Origin of the sequence: Streptomyces sp. NPDC051243, from assembly GCF_044455405.1 — a bacterium.
GTDB lineage: Bacteria > Actinomycetota > Actinomycetes > Streptomycetales > Streptomycetaceae > Streptomyces.
Map to the genome: position 1 here is coordinate 209,561 of NZ_JBITES010000017.1, position 20,263 is coordinate 229,823.

Consider the following 20,263-nt stretch of genomic DNA (forward strand, 5'->3'; position numbering starts at 1 on the left):
GAACGGTTCATCGGGGAACCGGGCGGTCATCCGGCGAGGTCGCCCAGGTGGGCCGAGACCGGGCCCAGGGTGAGCAAGCCGCTGCCGGCACCGGCCAGTTCGTTCACCGCCGGGATCAGGGCCGTGCGCGCGCGTTCCATGATCCGCCGGTCGCCGAGGGCCACCGCCGCTCGGGCGGTGAGGCACCAGAGGGCTTCCTGGAGGAGGTCACGGGGGGGCTCCGGCGTCGCGTGGAGTGCCTCGGCGGCCTCCGGACGGTGGCCGCGGTCGAGGAGGAGCAAGGGCTGCGCCCAGGGCGCGTACGGGCCCCAGTCCAGGTCCTCGTCGAAGCTGAGCGGCAGTGCGTGCCGCAGCCGCAGGCACAGCAGCGCGAGCGGCAGCAGTCCCCCGGAGAGGCCCGGCATGCCCGCGTCGTGCAGCAGACCGGCCGCGTCCCGGTAGGCCGCCTCCGCTTCCGTCGCCGATGCCCTGCCGCCGGCATCCAGCCGCAGCGCGGCGTACCAGCCGGTGAACACGGCCACCAGCGGCCGTTCGTGCCGTACGGCGAGTGCGTCCGCGGCGGCCGCGTGCCGGTCGGCGCCGGCGAAGTCCCCGAGACCGCAGCGGGCCTGGAGCCGGACGAGGTGGCCGAGGATCTCGAAGTTGGCCAGGCCGTGCCGTGCGGAGAGTTCGACCAGCTCGGCGCCGATCCCGTCACGGCGTGGCGCGAGACCGGTGCGGTCGAAGCACTGCATGAAGGCCGCGTTGAGGGCGAACGCCAGCAGCATGGGATCGCCCAGTCGGCGGGCGATCTCCTCGGCCCGGCGGGCCGCCTGCGGACCCCTGGCGAGCCGGGTGCCGCGCGACTCCAGGGCGATCGTGGCCAGCAACCGGGCCTTGGCCGCCTCGTGGCCCACCTCGGATAGGGCGGCGAGGGTGCGCTCGGCGGCCGCGACCACCTGTGCCGCCTGGTCCGGGTCGTCGAGGCGCGTCCAGATCGCCGGGACGTCGTAGGCGCCGATCACCCGGGCGGTCATTTCGGCGTCGCCGAGCTCCTCCGCGGCCGCGATGGCCGCGACCCGGTGAGCACGGGCGGCCGGCAGTCCGCTGCCGCCGGTCACGGCGAGGCTGCGCAGCAGGCCGGCCGTCGACTCCAGGCGGGCCCGGGCGCCGGGCGCGACGGTTCGGGCGTAGGCGTCGGTGACCTGCTCCCAGAGCCGGCCCGCGGGGTTGTCCGGCGTCCGGGCGAGGTGGTCGGCCTGCCGGAGGACGTCCGCCTCCAGGGCGCGCAGGCCCGGGCCGGGGTCGACACCCAGGTGCTCGGCGAGCAGCGTACGGGCGCGGCGCAGCACGTCGAGTGCGTCGGCCTGACGGCCGGTTCGGTACAGCGCCAGGGCCAGCAGGCGCCAGGCGTTCTCCCGCCAGGGATGCTCGGCCGAGTGCGCCCGGAGGTCCGCGGCCGCCCGGTCGGCCCGGCCGAGGGACATCAGCGCCTCGGCCCGCAGTTCGACGGCGTGCAGGCGCAGCTCGGTCAGGCGGCGGCTGTCGGTCCGCGCCCACGGCTGGTCGGCGAATTCCGCGTAGGCGGGGCCGCGCCACCAGCCGAGCGCCTCCTCCAGTCGTACGGCGGCCTCCGTGGGCGGCAGTGTCCCGGCGGCGGCGACCGTCTGCTCGAAGCGCCAGGCGTCGACCGCGTCCGTCGAGGCCCGCAGCGCGTAGCCCGGCCCGTCCGTGACCAGCAGCCGGGCCGGGGTGCGGGGCGGGCGGCCCGGTTCGAGGGCGCGACGCAGCGCGGCGACGAAGGTGCGTACGGCGCCCACCGCGTCGGCGGGCGGGTCCGTCCAGAGGTCGTCGACCAGGCGGGAGACGGGCACGACGCGCCCCCGGGCGACGATGAGCCGAGCCAGCACCGAGCGGTGCCGCGGCCCCTTCAGGGCGATCGGGTCGCCGTCCGGGTCCCAGGCCGCCACCGGCCCGAGCACACCGAAGCCTGGGCTCACGTCCGCCACCTCCCTGCGCCGTCGCGGGTCACCCCGGCGTCGCTCATCCAGTGCTCATCGGCTCGCAGGAGGATCGGGGAACAGGATCCCCTCGAAGATCACCCTGGAATCGGCACTCCTCGGAGGCATCCTCCACCCATCGATTCGCACCGGAAGGAGCGGAGCCATGACCCCGGTCATCCCCGGCTTCGATCACCACCGCGTCCCCGTCGCCGACGGAGTCTCCCTGCACACGGCCGTCGGCGGCTCCGGTACACCGGTCGTCCTGTTGCACGGCTTCCCGCAGACCCACCTCATGTGGCGCAATGTGGCCGCCGACCTCGCGGCCGACCACACGGTGATCTGCCCGGACCTGCGCGGCTACGGCGCCAGCGACAAGCCGGCGGAAACGGACGGCACCGTCTACGCCAAGCGCACCATGGCCGCGGACATCGTCGCCCTGGCCCGCGAACTGGGGCACGAGCGCTTCGCGTTGGCCGGGCACGACCGTGGCGCCCTGGTGGCCTTCCGTGCCGCGCTGGACCACCCGGACACGGTCACCCACCTGGCCTGCCTCGATGTCCTGCCGACGCTCGACATGTGGGAGGTGCTGCACGGCGTCACCGCCGCCGTGGGCTTCCACCTCTTCCTGATGGCCCAGCCGCCGGGCCTGCCCGAACGCTTGATCAGCGCCGCCCCGGACACCTTCTTCGGGCACTTCCTGGACATCTGGACGACCGACCGGGGCGCCATCGCGCCGGAGGTCCGCGCCGCCTACCTCGCGGCCTGCCGCGACGCGGTGCCCTCGATCGTCGCCGACTACCGGGCCTCCGCCGGCGTCGACATCGAGCACGACCAGGCAGATCGGGCGGCAGGAAGGACGCTCCGGATGCCGGTCGGTGTGCTCCAGCAGGACTGGGGCGCTGCCCTGGGCTTCGACGCCGCCGCGCTGTGGCGTGCCTGGGCGCCGGATCTGCGGCACACCAAGGTCACCTGCGGGCATTTCATGGCCGAGGAGGCGCCGGACGACGTCGCGAAGGCCTTGCGGGAGCTGCTCGCCCGCTGAACCGCGAAGCGTTCCGGGCGCGATGCGTCCGGCGTGCCCGGGCGACCGGCGTGCCCCGCGACCGGCACCCGGCGTCGAGCTACCAGCGCCCCGGCTCGGTCCCGGTGATCGGCTCCGACGGTGTGCCGTCCACCCCGGCCGGCACCTCACCGGCGAGCATCACGCGGTGCATGATCCGGGGGAAGTCGAGGTGGGCGCTGTCACCGGGGGCGAGATGGATGGTGGCCCGGTTGTCCCAGAAGGCCACGCTGCCGGGCTCCCAGCGGAAGCGGACGGTGTACTCGGGCCGTACGGCCTGCTCCAGCAGCATGTCGAGGATCGCCCGGCTCTCGGGCCGTGAGAGACCGGCGATCTGCTCGACGTAGTAGCCGTTGACGTAGAGCACCCGCTCCCCCGTCTCCGGATGGACGCGCACCAGGGGATGCAGCGAGGCGACCTGACGGTCCAGCAGATGACGCACGTACGCGTCGTCGCCGGGCCGGGGCTGGTAGCCGACGCCGAGCCGGTGCTCGGCGCGCAGGCCGTCCACGAACTCCCGCACCGGGGCGGAGAGTCCGGCGTACGCGGCCGCGAGGTTCGACCAGGTGGTGTCGCCGCCGTACGGTGGCACGGTCTCGGCGCGCAGGATCGTCGCGGCGGGCGGGTCGATCCGGGCACCGTGGTCGCAGTGCCAGCCGCGCAGCAGGGTGTGCCGCCGGCGGCGCAGCCACTCGTCGTGCTCCATGCCGAACTTCCCGCCCAGCTCCAGCCGGTCGGCGGTCGTCTCGATCTCGGGGAAGTCCGCCGGAGAGGCGCTCCCGCGCTTGCGCAGGACCACCGGTTCGCCGAACCGGCGCGCGAACGCCACATGCCCGGCGTGGTCCAGCCGCTGCCCGCGGAAGAACACGACCTTCCAGCGCAGCACCGCCGCCCGGATCGCGGCGACCGCGGCGTCGTCCAGGTCGCCGGCCAGGTCGACGCCCGTGATCTCCGCCCCGATGTGCCCGGCGACCGGTTTCACCCCGATCCCCGCGGCCTGCTCCGTCCCCTGAGCGGTGGGCCTTTCCGTCGTCATGCGCACTCCGTCGATCGTCCGCACCGCCTCCGGTGGGAGCCGGCTCCAGAAAGATCGTGACAGGGCGCGGCGGGCCTGGCGACAGGGCCTCAGCGCGGCCGGCCTGTCGCAGGGCTTCAGCGCCCGGGCAGGCCCACGGCCGTCAGCACCGCGTCCGCCGGCTCGCCCACCGAGCGGCCGCCCGTGTCGACGCGGGCCAGGCCGTGCGCGGCCACGGCCTGCCGCATCAGCGACTGGAAGCGCTCGGCACGGGCCAGGAACTTGTCCACCAAGTGCCGCTCCGGGCCGGCCAGTTCCTCGTAGCGGGCCGACAACCGCATACGCTCGCGCAGTACCGCGCCGTCCGCCGTGAGCCACACGGCCCGCGTGGACGGGACGGTCGTCAGCCCGGCCACGCGTGAGGGCCACAGCGCGGAACCCTCCAGGACGAGGCCGCCGCCGTCTTCGGTCGCGCGCTCGGCGACCAGTTCCTCGATGCGCGGCCACAGGCGCGCGTAGTGGTCGAGCACCGACTTGATCAGCTCTTCGACGCCGAGGGTGGCGTAGTGCTCGGCCACATGCGGCGGTGGCTCCCACTCGGGCGTCCGCCAGGGGCGGCCCGGATGCCGGGCGAGCTTGTCCGTCGAGCGGCAGTCGAACCCGAGCCGCTCGGCGGCGGCCCGGGCCACGGTCGACTTGCCGGTGTGGGACGTTCCCCCGATGAGCACCACGCGCACGTCCTGCATGCCGCGGACCCTACTCACTTCACGGCGACTGCTCACTCCACGGCGAACTCCCGTATCACCGTGTTCCGGAACACCGCCGTGCCGTCGATGGTGAACAGGGCGAGCCCGGTGTCGATCAGATACGGGAAGACCTCGGACGAGTGCACGTACCGGCCGTCGTCCACGAACATCTCGACCGACGTACGGTCGACGAGGATGCGCAGCCTGACGGTGCGGGCGGCCGGGTCGAAGGGACTGTGGCTCTCCTGCCATCTGCCGGAGGCGTCGGGGTTGACGGTGGGGCGGCGGTTGAGGAAGGCGTAGTCGCCGTAGATCCCGGCGTCGACATGGCGGCCGCCGTCGGGCGACCGGCGCAACTGGAGCCCGGCGCCCTTGAGCTGGTCCCAGGTGATCTCGCAGGTCACCTCGTAGGCCGTGCCCCGGTAGTCGAGCACCCGGGTGCCGGTGACCTGCAGGTCGCCCAGGTTCACGGTGCGGGAGACGTGGTCGTGCAGTGCGGCGACGGGTTGTGAGGCGAGGTAGTACGTCCCGGATGCGGCCCGTTTCAGGGTGATCTCGCGGACGATCGAGTCGGTGCCGTTGAAGCCGTCGCAGTCGATGGTGGGCGTGGTGTTCGCGTAGTCCCAGTTGTTCAGCCAGCCCATCGCGTAGCGGACGGACGGGTCCACCGAGCCGTCGTCGCGGTGCTTGTCGAAGGTGACGGCCGCGTACCAGTCCCAGCCGTGGTCGAGCCACTGCGGGTCGGCGGCGTCGGCGGTGAAGGCGGTGCCGTCGAAGGCGCCCGTCCAGTAGGCGTACGTGTTCGGCAGCCCCGCGCCCTTGCCGTTCGCGCTCACGCCGAGCACCCACTTCACGGTGCCGTCGCCGGCGGTGATCCGGAACAGGTCCGGGCATTCCAGGACACCGATGCCGCCCTTGACGAAGCCGCTGACGTACCGCCACGACTTCAGATCGGTGGAGTGGTAGAAGCCCACCTTGTCGTTCTCGGCGAGCGTCATGACCCACCGCCCGCGCTCCTCGTCCCGGATGACCTTGGGGTCGCGGAAGTCCCGCACGCCGGGGTTGGGCAGGACCGGGGCGGTGCCGTGGTTCCTGAACGTGCGGCCGCCGTCGGTCGAGTAGTACAGGTACTGGGCCTGTGTGACCTCGTCCGGCGCCATGGTGACCAGGACGATCACCGCGCCCGCGCCGAAGCCCGCCGTGTCGTCCGTGTCGATCACGGCGGAGCCCGACCACACGTCGCCGTTGGGAGTCGTGTCCTTCGGTACGGCGATCCCGCTGTCGGTGAAGGTCACCAGGTCGGTACTGGTGGCCAGGCGCCAGGCGGTGCCCGTGGTGGTGCCGCCGGTGAGGTAGTCCGGGTTGTACAGGTAGTGGTAGCGGTACTCGCCGTCGATCCACACCGGGCGCTGCGGATCGTTCTTCCACTGGTCGGGGACCGTGAAGTGGTACTCGGCGCGGTAACTCGCGCAGCCGGCGGCGGCTTGAGGCTTCGCGGAGGCGGGCGTCGCGGGGTGCAGTAACGCGGCCGAGGCCCCCGCGGCCGAACCGGCGAGCAGGGCTCTCCTGGACAGCATGCGCATCACACATCGTTCCCTTCGTCGGGACGGCGGCTCATGTGGACCAGGACTTTGCGACCTAACTCGTTAAAGGTCAAGTGGTTCACGACTATTGACAGGGACGTAACACGCTTCACATCATCTGGGGCATCACCTCTCGACTAACACGAGTTAGGCCCCTGCATGACCGACTCGAACCTCACTCGCCGCACCCTGCTGCGGTACGGCGCCTACGGCGCGGGAGCCGCCGCGCTCGCCGGTACCGCCGCGAGCTGGGACCGGCTCACCGGAGCCGACATCCCCGGCCGTGACGACGGCTCCCTCGTCGTCGCCACCCTCGGCCCCGCCTACGGGCCGGAGGCCATCCGCACGCTCACCGAGGGCTTCAAGAAGGTCCACCCCGACATCAAGCTGCGCATCAACGCGGTGCAGGCCGTCGACTGGTCGGACTTCTTCGCGAAGATCCTCACCCAGATCGCGGCGGGCACGGCGCCCGATCTCGTGTACGTCGCCACCGAAGGCGTCCAGCTGTTCGCGCAGCGCCTCGGGGTCCCGTTGGACGACTGGGTGAAGCGGGACGCCGAGGAGCTGCGCGAGTACTTCGCCGACGTCCACCCGTCGCTGGTGGAGTCGATGATGTACGAGGGGAGCCTCTACCAGCTGCCGGTCGAGTTCAACGCGGCCGACATGTACCTCAACACCCAGGTGCTGAAGCGCGCGGGCGCGGGCTTCCCGGCGGCCGACTGGACCCACGACGACTTCACGGCCCTGCTGCGGGACATGAAGCAGTCGAGCGGCTCCCAGTTCACCCCGTACTTCTGGACCAACCGGCTCTGGGGCGGTGTGGTGCCCTGGCTGTTCGCCAACGACACCAACCTGCTCGCCGAGTCCAAGGCGCCGGGCGGCGCCTGGCTGTGGGACTCCTTCTACCCGGCCGACCGGCGGCAGGGGCGCGGCGGCGGTTTCCGCTGGACGACCCCGCAGGCCACCGACGCCCGGGTGGAGGAGGCGTACGACTATCTCGCCTCCCTCATCCAGGAGGGCCTGTGCACCCGCCCCGAGGGCGGCAACGGCCAGAACCTCATCGGCGTGTTCTCCACCGGCCGGGTCGGCGTCACGCCCGCGGGCGGGTTCTGGGCGGGCGGCCTGCACCTGGCGGGCATGAAGAGCGACGGCTTCGACGTGCAGTACTTCCCGCGCTGGCGCTCCCAGCGCATGCAGTACGGCGCGGCCGGCTACGCGCTGCTGCGCACCTCCAAGAAGCAGGAGGAGGCCTGGGAGTTCATCAAGTACGCCGCTCGCAAGGACACCCTGACGCGGCTGTTCGCGACCAACCAGACCACCCCGGCCCGTCGTTCGATGCTGACCGCCGAGCGCTACCGGGAGAGCGGTCCGGCGCACTGGCAGGTCTTCTACGACACCCTCGACAAGTTCCCCGACACCGGGCCGATCCCCGCCCCGCCGCAGGTCGCCGAGGTCGAGCAGGTGCTGCTGAAGCACACCGGCACCGCCCTGTCCTCCCGGCGTGCGGTGGCCCCCGCGCTGCGGCGGATGCAGAGCGATCTGGAGAAGGCCATGGAGCGTGACGTATGACGAACACCCAGATACCGGCCGTACGGCCGAAGCAGCCGACGCCGGCTCCGGCCGCCCCGCCCCGGCCGTCCGCCCGGGACCGCGGAAGCCGGCTGCTGGCCACGCTCTTCCTGGCGCCGACGATCGTCGGCATCGTCGTCTTCACGGTCGTCCCGATCGTCGGCTCGGTCGTGCTGAGCCTCTTCCACTGGAACGTCATCGACGACCCGAGCTTCGCCGGGGCCGCCAACTACCGCGAGGTGTTCGGCGACTCGACCGTGCTGGTCTCCTTCGGCAACACGCTGGTGTTCATGGTGTTCGCGGTCGCGCTGCAACTGCTGATCGCCCTCGTCCTGGCGCTCGCGGTGAACGGGCGGATGCCGGTGTGGCTGCGGTCGGTGTTCCGCTCGGCGTTCTTCTTCCCGCTGGTGCTGTCCGCCGCGTCGATCTCGGTCGTGATGAAGTACCTGTTCAACCAGGACTTCGGAATGGTGAACTGGCTGCTCGGCCTGGTCGGGATCGCTCCGGTGCCCTGGCTGACGTCCGAGAACGCGGCGATGGCGACGGTGATCCTCGTCTACGTCTGGCAGCAGTTCGGCTTCTCGTTCCTGTTGTTCGTCGGAGGGCTCAACAACATCCCGAAGGAGATCCACGAGGCCGCCTCCCTCGACGGCGCGACCGGCCTGCGCAAGCATCTGAGCATCACCCTGCCGCTGCTGTCTCCCACGCTGCTCGTCGCGTCGGTGGTCGGCATCATCAACGCGCTCCAGGTCTTCGAGCAGCCATACGTGCTCACCAACGGCGGGCCCGGCGACGCCACCCGCACCGTCGTGATGGTCATCTACGAGAGCGCCTTCGAGCAGCTCCGCTTCGGCGAGGCCTCCGCGGTCGGCGTGCTGCTCTTCGTGCTGATCATGGCGGTCACCGCCCTCCAGTTCCGGCTCAGCCGGCGTTTCGTCCACTACCAGTGAGCCGGGTGAGTCCCATGAGCCAAGCGACCCTGAACCTCAGCCGTACCCGGCACTCGCTCACGCCGTGGGCGCGGATCGCCGCACTGGCCGTGTGCGCGCTGCTGACCCTCGGCCCGGTCATCTGGACGATCTCCACGTCCCTGCGCACCCCGGCCGAGTCCTTCGACCTGCCCCCGAAGATCATCCCGACGAACCCCACGGCGGAGGCGTATCGCGGGGTCTTCGACCAGATCGACGTATGGCTGCTCGCCCTGAACTCGACGCTGGTGACCGCGTTGATCGCGGTGGGCCAGATGATCACGGCCGGGCTCGCGGGGTACGCCTTCGCGCGCCTCGAGTTCCGCTTCAAGAAACCGCTGTTCGGGCTGGTGCTGGCGACCATGATGGTGCCCCTGCAGGTCACCATCGTGCCGGTGTTCCTGGTGCTGAAGTCGATGGGCCTGACCGACACCCTGCTCGGCCTGATCATCCCGGCGTTCCCGACCGCCTTCGGCACCTTCCTGATGCGCCAGTACTTCCTGGGCATGCCCAAGGACCTGGGCGAGGCGGCGATGCTCGACGGCTGCGGACCCTGGCGGATCTTCCGGTCCGTGTACGCCCCGCTGGCCGCGCCCGGACTCGCCATCGTCGGCGTACTGGCCTTCAACTACCACTGGAACGAGTTCTTCCGGCCACTGATCCTGGAGACCTCGGGCCAGAACTACACACTCCCCCTCGGCCTGGTCTCCCTCCAGGGCAACCTGGGCACCGGCTCCATCTCGGTGGTGCTCGCCGGTGTCGTCCTCTCCATGATCCCCGCCGTCGTCGTGTTCGTCGTCGGTCAGCGCCCTCTGCGTGAGGGCATCACGTCCGCAGGAGTCAACCGTTGAGCCTCGCCGCTCAGTCCACGGACCCCAGCGCCCCGCGCTTCCGGGTCCGTCCCCCCGCCAACTGGATCAACGACCCGAACGGTCCCTTCCATTGGCGGGGCCGCCACCACCTCTTCTACCAGCACAACCCCGACGCCCCGGTGCACGCGAACGTCCACTGGGGCCATGTCTCCAGCCATGACCTCGTCCACTGGGAGCACCATCCGATCGCGCTCGCCCCGACGCCCGGCGGCCCGGACGAGGCGGGCTGCTGGTCGGGCTGCGTGGTCGACGACGATGGCGTGCCGACAGCCGTGTACACGGGCGTCGACCGGCGGCACACCGGTCTCGGCTCGATCTGCCTGGCGCGGGCGCTCGTGCCCGAGGACGAGACGCTGACCGACTGGCGGCCGCTGCCCGCGCCGGTGGTGAGCGGCCCGCCCGCCGACCTGGACGTGGTGATGTTCCGCGACCCGTTCGTCTTCCGCAGCGGCGGTCGACGGTGGGCGCTGGTCGGGGCGGGGCACGCCGACGGGACTCCGTCGGTGCTGCTGTACGACTGCGACGACCTGGCCGACTGGCGGTTCGCCGGGGTGCTCCTGGACGGCAACGACCCGGTCGCGGCGGATGCCTTCGGCGACAGGGCGGTGGGCTGGGAGTGCCCGCAGCTGTATGCGACGGCGGGTGGGGACTGGGTGCTCGTGCTGTCCCTGTGGGACGGAGATCCTTGCTCCACCGGGTATCTGACGGGGCATCTGCGGCCGGGCGACGAGGACGGGTTGCGCTTCGAGGCCCGTGTCGGCGGGCGGCTGGACCACGGACGGGACTTCTACGCGCCCGCGGTGCTCCAGGAGCCGGACCGGGCGTTGATGTGGGGCTGGTCCTGGGAGGCCCGCGAGCAGAGCGAGGTCGAGCGCGCCGGCTGGGCCGGTGTCCTCACCGCGCCGAGGGTCGTGGACGTGCATCCGGACGGGTCGCTGCGGGTCGTACCGGCTCCGGAGCTCGGACTGCTGCGTGCGGCCGAGCCGTTCGTCACCGCACCGGGCCACATGACGCCGCTGCCGCAGGCGTACGACCTGACCGTCACCGCATCGGGCCGGACCACGGTGAGCCTGCTGCGATCCGCATCCGGCGCGGAGTTGAGGGTACTGCTGGACCCCGACGAGGGCTCGGTGACGCTCGACCGCGGGGACTGGGCCCGGACGGGTCCCGGCGGATCGGGGCCGATCGTCGTGCGGGCGCCGGCCGGTGAGGTGCGGATCCTCGTCGACGGCTCGCTGCTGGAGCTGTTCGTCGGCGACCGGGCGACAGTCACCGAGCGGGTCTACCGGCGGCCGGCCGATGTGCCGGAGCTCGTCGTCACGGGTGCCGCGGCGGCCGTCACCGGCTGGGAGCTGGTCCCACCGACGCACGACTGATCACCGGGCAGGCCAGGCGCCGTACCGTCGCGGGCGGCGTGCGGCCCGTGTCGATGGAGTCGAGGACCAGCCGTGCGGCGGCCTCGCCCATCGCCCGGTGCGGCAGCGCGACGCTGGTGAGGGGCGGGGTGAGGAACTCGGCCATGTGCTCCTGGTCGTCGTAGCCGACCACCGACAGCTCGCCCGGGACGGCGATGCCGAGCCGGGTCGCGGCGTGCAGGACGCCGGCCGCGACCCGGTCGTTGTAGCAGAAGATCCCGGTGGGCCGCCGGTCGGCGGGCATGCCGTCGAGGATGCCCATCGCACCCTCGTACCCTCCGCTGATCTCGCCGCCGCTGCGCACGACCCACTCCTTGGGCACGGTGATCCCCTCCGCGCGCAGCGCGTCCCGGAAGCCGCGCAGTCGGTCGACGGAGGCGATGTCGTCCTGACCGCCCACCATGGCGACCCTGCGGTGGCCCTCGTCCAGCAGCAGCCTGGCCGCGGTACGGCCGCCCGCGCGCTCGGCGGGGATGACGGAGGGCAGGGAGTCGTCCTCGGGCAGGCAGTTGGCGAGGACGGAGTGGGTGCGGTGCAGGCCCTCGGGGACGCGGACCCGGCGTAGCGACATGGCCGCGTAGATGATGCCGTCGACTCGCCGGTCGAGGAGTTCGGCGACGGCGGCGTCCTCCTTGGCCGGGTCGCCGCCGGAGTCGATGGTCAGGACGAGGTGCTCGCTGCCCCAGGCGGTCTCCATCGCGCCGCGCAGCAGCCGGCCGGCGAAGGGCGAGGAGGCGATCTCGTCGGTGACCAGGCCGATCACGGCCGTACGGCGGCGGCGCAGGCCGCGGGCGACGGGGTCGGGACGGTAGCCGAGCTCGGCGGCGGCCCGCCGGATGCGCTCCTGCGTGGCGGGCGAGAGGTTGCCCTCGGCGCGGCCGTTGAAGACGAAGGAGACGGCCGTGTGGGACACGCCGGCCAGCCGGGCGACGTCCCGTGACGTGGGGCGTCCCGCTCCCGTGGTCTGCTTCTCCTCGGTGCCGCCCATGACGTCCGCTGCCTCGCCCCCACCATTGCGTTTGATCAAGCCTCACCCTATCCGTGACGCTGGAGGGACGACACAGTCAAGGGAAGGTCCGGCAGTGATCAGCCTCCCGACCCACTCGCTCAACGACGGTACGACCCTTCCCGCGCTCGGCCTCGGCACCTGGCCGATGGACGACGCGCAGGCCGAGCAGGCGGTGCGCGGAGCCCTGGAGCTGGGGTACCGGCTCCTGGACACGGCGACGAGACCGGCGTCGGCCGCGGCATCGCGAGCAGCGGTGTGCCCCGTGAGGAGATCGTCGTGACGACGAAGCTCCCGGGCCGGCACCACGGCCTCGAGGAGACCCTCGCCTCCTTCGAGGAGTCCCGCGCCCGGCTCGGCCTGGACTACGTCGACCTCTACCTCATCCACTGGCCGATCCCCCGCGTCGACAAGTACGTCGACTCCTGGAAGGCGATGATCAAGCTGCGGGAGGACGGCCTGGTCCGGTCGATCGGCGTCTCCAACTTCACGGTCGAGCACATCGAGCGGCTGGAGAAGGAGACCGGCGTCCTGCCCTCGGTCAACCAGTTCGAGCTGCACCCGTTCTTCCCGCAGGAGGAACTGCGCGCCTTCCACGCCGGCAAGGGCATCGCCACCGAGAGCTGGAGCCCGCTGGGCCGGGGCACGGCCCTGCTGGACGATCCCGTGGTCGTCTCGGTCGCCGAGGCCCACGGGGTGACGCCCGGCCAGGCCGTCCTGCGCTGGCACGTCCAGCTCGGCGCGGTCCCCATCCCGAAGTCGGCCAACGCCGGTCGGCAGCGCGAGAACCTCGACGTCTTCGGCTTCGAACTGGACCCCGCCCAGATGACGGCGATCGCGGACCGCGCCCATCGGCGGGTCGGCGGGGATCCGGAGGTGCACGAGGAGTTCTGACCGCGCGTCGCGGGCGCCGTGGCGGGGTACTCGGCCCGCCCGGTGCTCGGGAAGGAGGCTCTCGTGGGTACGAAGGACCGGCTGGCGGACTACCACGGCAAGCGGGACTTCGCACGGACCCGTGAGCCGCGGGGGCGTGCGCAGGTCTCCGGTGACGAGCCTCGGTTCGTGGTGCAGATCCATGACGCCGGCACGCTGCACTTCGACTTCCGGCTCCAGGTGGACGACGTGCTGAAGTCGTGGTCGGTCCCGAAGGGTCCCTCCGACGATCCGCACGACAAGCGGCTGGCGATGCCCACCGAGGATCATCCGCTGGAGTACGAGGAGTTCGAGGGTGTGATCGCGAAGGGTGAGTACGGGGGCGGCACCGTGATCGTCTGGGACAACGGCACGTACGAGCCGCTGAGCCATGACCGCAGGGGTCGGCCCGTCGACTTCGGTGAGTCGCTCGAGCGCGGTCATGCCACGTTCCGGTTGCGGGGGTCGAAGCTGCACGGGGAGTACGCGCTCACCCGGTTCCGCGACGGACTGGACGGTGAGCGTGAGGCGTGGCTGCTGGTGAAGGCCGGCAAGGCCGGAGCCGGCGGGCACGGCACCCCCGACCCGCGCCGGGCGCGTTCGGTGCGGACCGGTCGTACGCTCGCCCAGGTCGCGGCCGAGGGCGACGAGGAGTGATCCGGGGCAGCCGGGGTCCGGCGGTCCGGTGATTTCGGCGGATGTTGTCGTTCCGCCCTCAACTACCTTCCGCTGCCTCTATGTTCGCGGCGACATCACTCTCGCCGCAGGAGGCACCTCGTCATGCGACCCGCGCTCCGCATCGCCGTCACCGGCGCCCTGGCCGCCGCCACCGTCCTCGTCGCCGGGCCCGCCCAGGCGACTCCGCCCGGGCCGGGAGTAACCGGCCGGGTCATCAGTCAGAAGACCGTCGGCGACACCGACTACATCCTCCGGGAGGTCACCATCCCGCCGGGTCAGGCCACCGGCTGGCACTACCACGACGGGCCGCTGTACGCCTTCACCCAGCAGGGCACCCTGAGTCACTACAACTCCGCCTGTGTCTCCGACGGTGTCTACCCGAAGGGCAGTTTCATCCAGGAACCGGCCGGGCCCGGCAACGTCCACATAGGCCGCAACGAGGGCGACACCCCGGTCGTGCTCGAGGTGCTCTACGTGCTGCCGCACGGCGCGCCGTTCTCCCGGGACGCGGCCAACCCGGGCTGCCCGTTCGAGTGATCAGGTCGGCGGCAGGGGCTGCTCGGCCCAGATCGTCTTGCCGCTGTCGGTCTGCCGGCTGCCCCAGCGCTGGGTGAGCTGGGCGACGAGCAGCAGTCCGCGGCCGCCCTCGTCGAAGGCGTGGGCCCGGCGCAGATGGGGGGAGGTGGAACTGCCGTCGGAGACCTCGCAGATGAGGGTGCGGTCGCGGATCAGGCGCAGCTGGATGGGCGGCGCGCCGTACCGGATGGCGTTGGTGACGAGTTCGCTGACGACGAGCTCGGTGACGAAGGCCGCCTCGTCCAGCCCCCACGCGGTCAGCTGTTCCGTGGCCGCCTGCCGGGCGGTCGCGACGTGCTCGGGGTCCGGCAGGACGTCCCAGGTGGCGATGCGGTCGGCGCCCAGGGCCCGGGTGCGGGCCAGCAGCAGGGCCACGTCGTCGCTGGGGTCCTCCGGCAGGACGGCCTTGAGGACGGTGTCGCACAGGGCGTCCAGGGTCTCGGCGGGCGCGGTGAGCGCGCGGCACAGCTCGGCGGTGGAGTGGTCGATGTCACGGTCGCGGTCCTCGATGAGGCCGTCCGTGTACAGGGCGACCAGGGAGCCCTCCGGCAGTTCCACGTCCATGGCCTCGAAGGGCAGCCCGCCGACGCCCAGCGGTGGTCCCGCGTTCAGTTCGACGACCTGTGTGCTGCCGTCGGGCAGGACGAGGACCGGCGGCGGATGGCCGGCGGCGGCCAGGGTGAGGCGGCGGGTGACGGGGTCGTAGACGGAGTACAGGCAGGTGGCGCCGAGTTCGGCGACCTCGTCGGTGTCGTCCCCGGCGAGGTGGGTGACCAGGTCGTCGAGGTGGGTGAGGAGCTCGTCGGGCGGCAGGTCCACGTCGGCGAGGGTGCGTACGGCCGTGCAGAGGCGGCCCATGGTGGCCGACGACGGGATGCCGTGTCCGACGACATCGCCGACGACGAGGGCGACCCGGCTGCCGGACAGCGGGATCACGTCGAACCAGTCGCCGCCGATGCCGGCCTGCGAGCCGGACGGCCGGTAGCGGTGGGCCACCTCGACGGCCGCCTGTCCGGACAGTCCCCGGGGCAGCAGGTTGTGCTGCAGGGACAGCGCGGTGGAGCGTTCCCGGGCGAAGCGGCGGGCGTTGTCGACGCAGACGGCGGCGCGGCTGGCGAGTTCCTCGGCGAACACGGCGTCGTCGTCGCCGTAGTCGTCCGGTTCCCTGATGCGCACGAGCACGGCGACACCGAGCGTGGTGCCGCGGGCTCGCAGCGGCACCGCCATCATCGAGTGGGCGCCCAAGCGGTGGCCCCGGCCGGCCGGGGCCCGGGCGTTGCGTTCCGCGACCCACCGCGTGAACGCCGGCTCGCCCGCATGGCTCAGGACCACCCTGCTCTCCAGGATCGCCCGGGCAGGCGGCGAGAACGGCGGATAGTAGTCCACCTCACCGAGGTGCACGGCCGCTTCCGGGGTGCCCTCGGTGCCGGAGCCGTGGGCGACGCGGCGCAGGGCGATGTCGGTGCCGGCCAGCGCCGGCGGCTCGTCCGCGCCCAGCACCCAGTCGAACAGGTCCACGCTGGCGAAGTCGGCGAACCGGGGCACCACGACCCCGACCACTTCCTCAGCGGTCCGCACCACGTCCAGGGTCGTGCCGATGGTGGCGGCGGCCTCGTTCAGCAGGGCGAGCCGCTGCCGCGCCCAGTACTGGGCGGTGCTGTCGAAGGCGGCGAGCGCGGTCCCGATCAGCTCGCCGGAGGCGTCGTGCACCGGCCACATGTCGGTGGTCCAGGCGTGTTCCCGGTTGAGGGCCGGGGCGCCCGTGAAGCTCTCGTAGCGCACCGGCCGGCCCGTCTCGGCGACCTGGCGCAGATGCCGCAGAAAGCCCCGGCTGTGGACCGCGTCCTCCACGGTCTCCAAGAAGTGGCGGCCGACGAGCACATCCTCCGGCACCCCCATGACCTTGCAAGCCGCGTTGTTGAGCCGCAGATAGCGCTGGTCCCGGTCGAAGACGGACATGGACATGGACGCCTGCTGGAAGACCCGCTCCGCGAGGGTGGGCTCGTGCTCGTCGGGCGGTGCGGCGGTGATCACGTGTCCGCCAGGTCCGCCGTCCTCGGCCAGCACGGCGCACGCCCTCACGTGCACGGAGACGGTCGAGCCGTCCCGGTGACGCAGCACGGCGGTGCCGGTCAGCGCCGCCACGGCGTCGGGCGGCGGCTGCTCTGCGAGCAGGTCCAGCACTGGCCGGCCCACGGCCTCCTCGGCCGGCAGGCCCGTCAGCCGGCGGGCACCCTCGCTCCACCCCGTGACGACACCCTGGACATCGATGATCGCCGCAGCGGAGACGCGCTCCATGTCGTCCAGCATGAGTCCTGCGCGGCACCGCATCAACCGCGACGCCCGGTTACGACCGTGACGCCATGACGCTCGCGGGTGCCGCCGTCCCGTGTGCCCGTCCGCTCACTTGCGCAGCGCCGCGAGTGCCCGGTCGGCGTGGGTGTTCATGCGCAGCTCGCTGCGGACCACCTCCAGGACGGTGCGGTCCCGCCCTATGACGAAGGTGACCCGCTTGGTGGGCGCGAGGGAGAAGCCGCGGGTCACGCCGAACCGCTCCCGGACCGTGCCGTCGGCGTCGGACAGCAGTGGCATGCCGAGGGTGTGGCGGTCGGCGAACTCCTGCTGGCGTTCGACGGCGTCCCCGCTGACGCCCACGGGCCGCGCGCCGACGGCGGCGAACTCGGCGGCGAGATCACGGAAGTGACAGGCCTCCGCGGTGCAGCCAGGGGTGAGGGCGGCCGGGTAGAAGAAGAGCACCACCGGTCCCTCGGCGAGCAGGTCGGTGAGGCTGCGGACGGTGCCCGTCTCGTCCGGCAGCGCGAAGTCCTCGACCTTGTCGCCGACCTTCAGCTGTGCGCTCATGCCCGGCCCTCCGCGTTCTTCGCGACGCTCCTGGCCCACAGCACGAGCGGGATCTGCAGCGGCAGCCGGCCGAAGGCCACGGCCTTCTGAGGCGCGGGGCGGTGCCGCCAGTCGGCGGCCATCTTCACGTTCGCGGGGAACACGCCGACGAAGAAGGCCGCCGCGGCCAGCGCGGTCGCCTTGCGGGTGCGCGGCAGCGCCAGACCGGCCGCCAGCGCGAGTTCGGCGGCGCCACTGGCGTACGTCCAGGTCCGGGGCGTTCCCGGCAGGGCGCGCGGGACGATGTCGTCGAACCGGCGGGGGGCGGCGAAATGGGCGATGCCCGCGGTGGCCAGGAGGCCGGCGAGCAGCAGGGGCGAGCGTTGGGACCGGGGCACGGATCCTCCTTGGATGGCCTGCCGCCGGATGCTACCGGAGGGTAGATCGCGGTCCGTCACCCGCCCCGGCGGTCACCCGCCCTGCCGGGCACGGCGGTTGTGGGCTGCGGGCGTGTACCCGAAGGAGCGGCGGAACACGTCGATGAAGGCGCTGGCCGAGGACCAGCCGCAGCGGTGGGCGACGGTCGTGACGGGCATGTCCTCGGCGAGCAGGCGCAGCGCGTGGTAGAGGCGGGACTGGGTGCGCCACTGCGGGAAGGTCATGCCGAGTTCGTGACGGAAGAGGCGGCTCAGGGTGCGCTCGCCCGCTCCGGTCGCGGCGCCGAGGGCGGCGAGGGTGCGGGAGTCGGCGGGGTCGGCGTGGACGAGCGCGCAGACGGCGGCCAGGCGCGGATCCGTGGGGGTGGGCAGGCGCAGGGGCTGCTGGGGCGAGGCGCGCAGCTGGTCGCGCAGGACGGCGAGCAGGCGGCGGCGCTCGGGGCTGTCGTCGTCGGGGTCGCGGGTGTGGGCGAGGATCAGTTCGCGCAGGAGTGGACCGACGGCCAGGACGGTCGGGGCGTCCAGGCCGAGGGGGTTGTCGTCGGCGGGCAGGCCGACCAGGTGCAGGTCGAGCCGGCCGTGGGCGCGATGCGCGTGCACGGTGCCCGCCGGGACCCAGATGGCGCGGTTGCCGGGTGCGAACCAGGTGCCGGCGTCGGTGGTGACGGCGACGACGCCGGAGCCCGCGTAGACGATCTGGTGGTCGTCGTGCCGGTGCGCGTCGATGCGTTCCCCGGCGGCGAGCACCTTGGCTGTGGTCGGCGCGGTCGGCGTGTGGCGGATGTTCGACACACTTCGGCAGATTATCGGAAGCGGGCCAGGCACCGGGGCCGTGACCATCGCAGGGTGTCCGAGAAACGCAATCGAGCCATCACCCTGATGTCCCTGGGCCACGCCTGTGTCGACGTCTACCAGGGCGCCGTCGCGGCCCTTGTCCCCTTCTTCGTCGCCGAGCGCGCCTACACCTACGCCGCCGCCTCGGGCGTGGTGCTCGCCGCGTCGTTGCTGTCGTCGGTCGTGCAGCCGCTGTTCGGGGCGCTCACCGACCGGTGGGCGATGCCGTGGCTGCTGCCGCTGAGCGCGCTGACGGGGGGTGCGGGTGTCGCGTTGAGCGGGCTCACGGGTTCCTACGCCCTGACGTTGGCCGTCGTGGCCTTGTCGGGGATCGGAGTCGCCGCGTACCACCCGGAGGCCGCCCGTGCCGCCCGCGTCGCCGCGCGCGGGAGTCATACGGCGATGGGCTGGTTCTCCCTCGGAGGCAACGTCGGTTTCGCCCTCGCGCCCCTGCTGGTCGCGGCGGTGGTCGCGACCGGCGGACTGGGCGCTTCTCCCCTGCTGATCGTGCCCGCGGTCGTGGGCGCGGCCCTGTGCGCGGCGGCGGTGCGGTCCGCCGCGGGCAGGGACACGGTCAGGCCCAAGGATGAGGCTGCCGGCTTCGACGACTGGCCGTCGTTTTTGCGGCTGTCCGGCGCCATTGTGTGCCGGTCGGTCGTGTTCGTCGGGCTGAGCGCCTTCGTCTCGTTGTACGTCCGTCAGCGGACCGGCGGCGCAGAGGTGGCCGGTACGGCCGCGCTGTGCGTGCTCTACGCCGGGGGCGCTGTGGGCACCGTGGCCGGGGGCCGGCTGGCCGAGCGGTACGGGCGGCTGACGGTCGTACGCCGTGCGTATGCGCTGTCCGTGCTCGCCGTGGCCGGGGTGGTCCTCGTTCCCGGACCCGCGGTGTTTCTGTTCGTGGCGCTGACGTCGGCCGGTCTGTATGTCCCGTTCTCGTTGCACGTCACGCTCGGGCAGGACTATCTGCCCCGGCGGGTGGGGACGGCGAGCGGTGTGACGCTCGGGCTGGCCGTGAGCGTGGGCGGGTCGGCCGCCCCGGTGATCGGTGCGCTGGCCGACGCCACCGACCTGCGGACGGCGCTCGTCCCGCTCATCGCCCTGCCCGCGCTGGGGCGGCTGTTGCTGTGCGGGCTGCGGGAGCCGGCCTCGCCCGGAGCTGCGGCGCCGGCTCCCGACTCGTCGGACCGGCGCCCGCGCCCGGCGTCCGCGTGAGCGCCCGGCTCAGCCTCTCGCGGCCGGTGCCGACGGCTGCGGTTCGCCGTCCTCCTCGATGGCGTGGGCGAGGAAGTCGTCGACCATGCGGTGGAACAGCGAGGCGAGCTGACGCAGCTCCTGCGGTGTCCAGTCGGCCAGGGCGAGCTGCATGCCGCGGGCGCCGGCATCGCGGACCCGAGCGATGGCCTGCCGGCCGGCCTCGGTGAGCTCGATGCGCTGGGCGCGGCGGTCCTGCGGGTCCGGGACGCGGGTGACGTACCCGGACTTCTGCAGCTGCTGCACCGTACGCGTGACGTGCGAGGCCTCCACCCCGAGCCGGTTGGCCAGCTCCCCGGGCCGCAGCGGCTCGGAGTCGGCGACCTGGCGCAGCAGCGCGACGGCGGCCCGGTCCAGCGGCACGCCGGCCAGGGCCATCAGCCGGTCGTGCTGCCGGGCCCGGGTGCTCAGGTAGGTGATCCTGGTGAGCGCACGCTCGATCTCGACCACTTCCGCGGACGCGGGGGTGTCGGGGAGTTCGGGGAGCGGTGGTGTGGGCATGCCGGCCACTTTACCAT

Annotated in this window: 18 protein-coding genes and 1 pseudogene; 9 read left to right on the plus strand and 10 right to left on the minus strand. The window is 72.5% G+C overall.

Annotated features, from left to right (window positions below; genetic code table 11):
• Nucleotides 1–26: 26 nt before the first annotated feature.
• Nucleotides 27–1,979: a BTAD domain-containing putative transcriptional regulator gene (locus ACIBAG_RS36350; protein WP_399111195.1), complete on the minus strand. Its 1,953-nt coding sequence runs from the start codon at nucleotides 1,977–1,979 to the stop codon at nucleotides 27–29.
• Between the two features lie 166 nt (nucleotides 1,980–2,145).
• Between ACIBAG_RS36350 and ACIBAG_RS36355 the strand changes: the two genes are divergently transcribed.
• Nucleotides 2,146–3,024: an alpha/beta fold hydrolase gene (locus tag ACIBAG_RS36355; protein WP_399111196.1), complete on the plus strand. Its 879-nt coding sequence runs from the start codon at nucleotides 2,146–2,148 to the stop codon at nucleotides 3,022–3,024.
• A 79-nt stretch (nucleotides 3,025–3,103) separates the two neighbouring features.
• Here ACIBAG_RS36355 and ACIBAG_RS36360 read toward each other — a convergent pair whose 3' ends face one another.
• The 3 genes from ACIBAG_RS36360 to ACIBAG_RS36370 form a co-directional block, all read right to left on the minus strand.
• Nucleotides 3,104–4,078, minus strand: a complete 975-nt coding sequence (locus ACIBAG_RS36360; protein ID WP_399111198.1) for a TauD/TfdA dioxygenase family protein — start codon at nucleotides 4,076–4,078, stop codon at nucleotides 3,104–3,106.
• Nucleotides 4,079–4,194: 116 nt separating this feature from the next.
• Nucleotides 4,195–4,803 (minus strand): AAA family ATPase, encoded by a 609-nt coding sequence (locus tag ACIBAG_RS36365; RefSeq protein WP_399111199.1) that lies wholly within the window; start codon nucleotides 4,801–4,803, stop codon nucleotides 4,195–4,197.
• A gap of 32 nt (nucleotides 4,804–4,835) precedes the next feature.
• Nucleotides 4,836–6,386, minus strand: coding sequence for a glycoside hydrolase family 32 protein (locus ACIBAG_RS36370; RefSeq protein WP_399111201.1), 1,551 nt, complete (start codon nucleotides 6,384–6,386; stop codon nucleotides 4,836–4,838).
• A gap of 159 nt (nucleotides 6,387–6,545) precedes the next feature.
• Between ACIBAG_RS36370 and ACIBAG_RS36375 the strand changes: the two genes are divergently transcribed.
• Genes ACIBAG_RS36375 through ACIBAG_RS36390 form a run of 4 tightly spaced genes read left to right on the plus strand, consistent with a single transcriptional unit; the run spans nucleotide 6,546 to nucleotide 11,171 of the window.
• Nucleotides 6,546–7,955: an extracellular solute-binding protein gene (locus tag ACIBAG_RS36375; RefSeq protein WP_399111203.1), complete on the plus strand. Its 1,410-nt coding sequence runs from the start codon at nucleotides 6,546–6,548 to the stop codon at nucleotides 7,953–7,955.
• On the plus strand, nucleotides 7,952–8,905 hold the full coding sequence (locus tag ACIBAG_RS36380; RefSeq protein ID WP_399111204.1) for a carbohydrate ABC transporter permease: 954 nt from the start codon (nucleotides 7,952–7,954) through the stop codon (nucleotides 8,903–8,905). The genes ACIBAG_RS36375 and ACIBAG_RS36380 overlap by 4 nt, the downstream gene beginning before the upstream one ends.
• Before the next feature lie 14 nt (nucleotides 8,906–8,919).
• Nucleotides 8,920–9,774, plus strand: coding sequence for a carbohydrate ABC transporter permease (locus ACIBAG_RS36385; RefSeq protein ID WP_399111206.1), 855 nt, complete (start codon nucleotides 8,920–8,922; stop codon nucleotides 9,772–9,774).
• Nucleotides 9,771–11,171 carry a glycoside hydrolase family 32 protein gene (locus ACIBAG_RS36390; RefSeq protein WP_399111208.1) on the plus strand — a complete coding sequence of 467 codons (1,401 nt, stop codon included), beginning with the start codon at nucleotides 9,771–9,773 and terminating at the stop codon, nucleotides 11,169–11,171. Before ACIBAG_RS36385 ends, ACIBAG_RS36390 begins: the two co-directional genes overlap by 4 nt.
• On the opposite strand, the gene ACIBAG_RS36395 is transcribed toward ACIBAG_RS36390, so the two are convergent.
• Nucleotides 11,134–12,198 carry a LacI family DNA-binding transcriptional regulator gene (locus ACIBAG_RS36395; protein ID WP_399111269.1) on the minus strand — a complete coding sequence of 355 codons (1,065 nt, stop codon included), beginning with the start codon at nucleotides 12,196–12,198 and terminating at the stop codon, nucleotides 11,134–11,136. The two genes, ACIBAG_RS36390 and ACIBAG_RS36395, sit on opposite strands and share 38 nt — an antisense overlap.
• A gap of 94 nt (nucleotides 12,199–12,292) precedes the next feature.
• Here ACIBAG_RS36395 and ACIBAG_RS36400 point away from each other — a divergent pair.
• From ACIBAG_RS36400 to ACIBAG_RS36410, 3 genes and pseudogenes are all read left to right on the plus strand, one after another.
• Nucleotides 12,293–13,110, plus strand: a pseudogene (locus ACIBAG_RS36400) (aldo/keto reductase).
• 63 nt (nucleotides 13,111–13,173) lie between these two features.
• Entirely contained in the window at nucleotides 13,174–13,785 is a 612-nt protein-coding gene (locus tag ACIBAG_RS36405) for a DNA polymerase ligase N-terminal domain-containing protein (protein WP_399111210.1), read from the plus strand.
• A 123-nt stretch (nucleotides 13,786–13,908) separates the two neighbouring features.
• Nucleotides 13,909–14,343: a cupin domain-containing protein gene (locus ACIBAG_RS36410; RefSeq protein WP_399111212.1), complete on the plus strand. Its 435-nt coding sequence runs from the start codon at nucleotides 13,909–13,911 to the stop codon at nucleotides 14,341–14,343.
• On the opposite strand, the gene ACIBAG_RS36415 is transcribed toward ACIBAG_RS36410, so the two are convergent.
• The 4 genes from ACIBAG_RS36415 to ACIBAG_RS36430 all read right to left on the minus strand — a co-directional run bounded on the left by ACIBAG_RS36415 (nucleotide 14,344) and on the right by ACIBAG_RS36430 (nucleotide 18,452).
• Nucleotides 14,344–16,680: a SpoIIE family protein phosphatase gene (locus ACIBAG_RS36415; protein WP_399111270.1), complete on the minus strand. Its 2,337-nt coding sequence runs from the start codon at nucleotides 16,678–16,680 to the stop codon at nucleotides 14,344–14,346.
• Nucleotides 16,681–16,785: 105 nt separating this feature from the next.
• Nucleotides 16,786–17,244 carry a peroxiredoxin gene (locus ACIBAG_RS36420; protein WP_399111214.1) on the minus strand — a complete coding sequence of 153 codons (459 nt, stop codon included), beginning with the start codon at nucleotides 17,242–17,244 and terminating at the stop codon, nucleotides 16,786–16,788.
• Nucleotides 17,241–17,621, minus strand: a complete 381-nt coding sequence (locus ACIBAG_RS36425; RefSeq protein ID WP_399111215.1) for a MauE/DoxX family redox-associated membrane protein — start codon at nucleotides 17,619–17,621, stop codon at nucleotides 17,241–17,243. Before ACIBAG_RS36425 ends, ACIBAG_RS36420 begins: the two co-directional genes overlap by 4 nt.
• Nucleotides 17,622–17,693: 72 nt before the next feature.
• Nucleotides 17,694–18,452, minus strand: coding sequence for an AraC family transcriptional regulator (locus tag ACIBAG_RS36430; protein ID WP_399111217.1), 759 nt, complete (start codon nucleotides 18,450–18,452; stop codon nucleotides 17,694–17,696).
• 87 nt (nucleotides 18,453–18,539) lie between these two features.
• Here ACIBAG_RS36430 and ACIBAG_RS36435 point away from each other — a divergent pair, with 87 nt between their 5' ends.
• Nucleotides 18,540–19,706 carry an MFS transporter gene (locus tag ACIBAG_RS36435; protein ID WP_399111271.1) on the plus strand — a complete coding sequence of 389 codons (1,167 nt, stop codon included), beginning with the start codon at nucleotides 18,540–18,542 and terminating at the stop codon, nucleotides 19,704–19,706.
• A gap of 9 nt (nucleotides 19,707–19,715) precedes the next feature.
• On the opposite strand, the gene ACIBAG_RS36440 is transcribed toward ACIBAG_RS36435, so the two are convergent.
• On the minus strand, nucleotides 19,716–20,246 hold the full coding sequence (locus tag ACIBAG_RS36440) for a MarR family winged helix-turn-helix transcriptional regulator (protein ID WP_399111219.1): 531 nt from the start codon (nucleotides 20,244–20,246) through the stop codon (nucleotides 19,716–19,718).
• Nucleotides 20,247–20,263 lie beyond the last annotated feature (17 nt).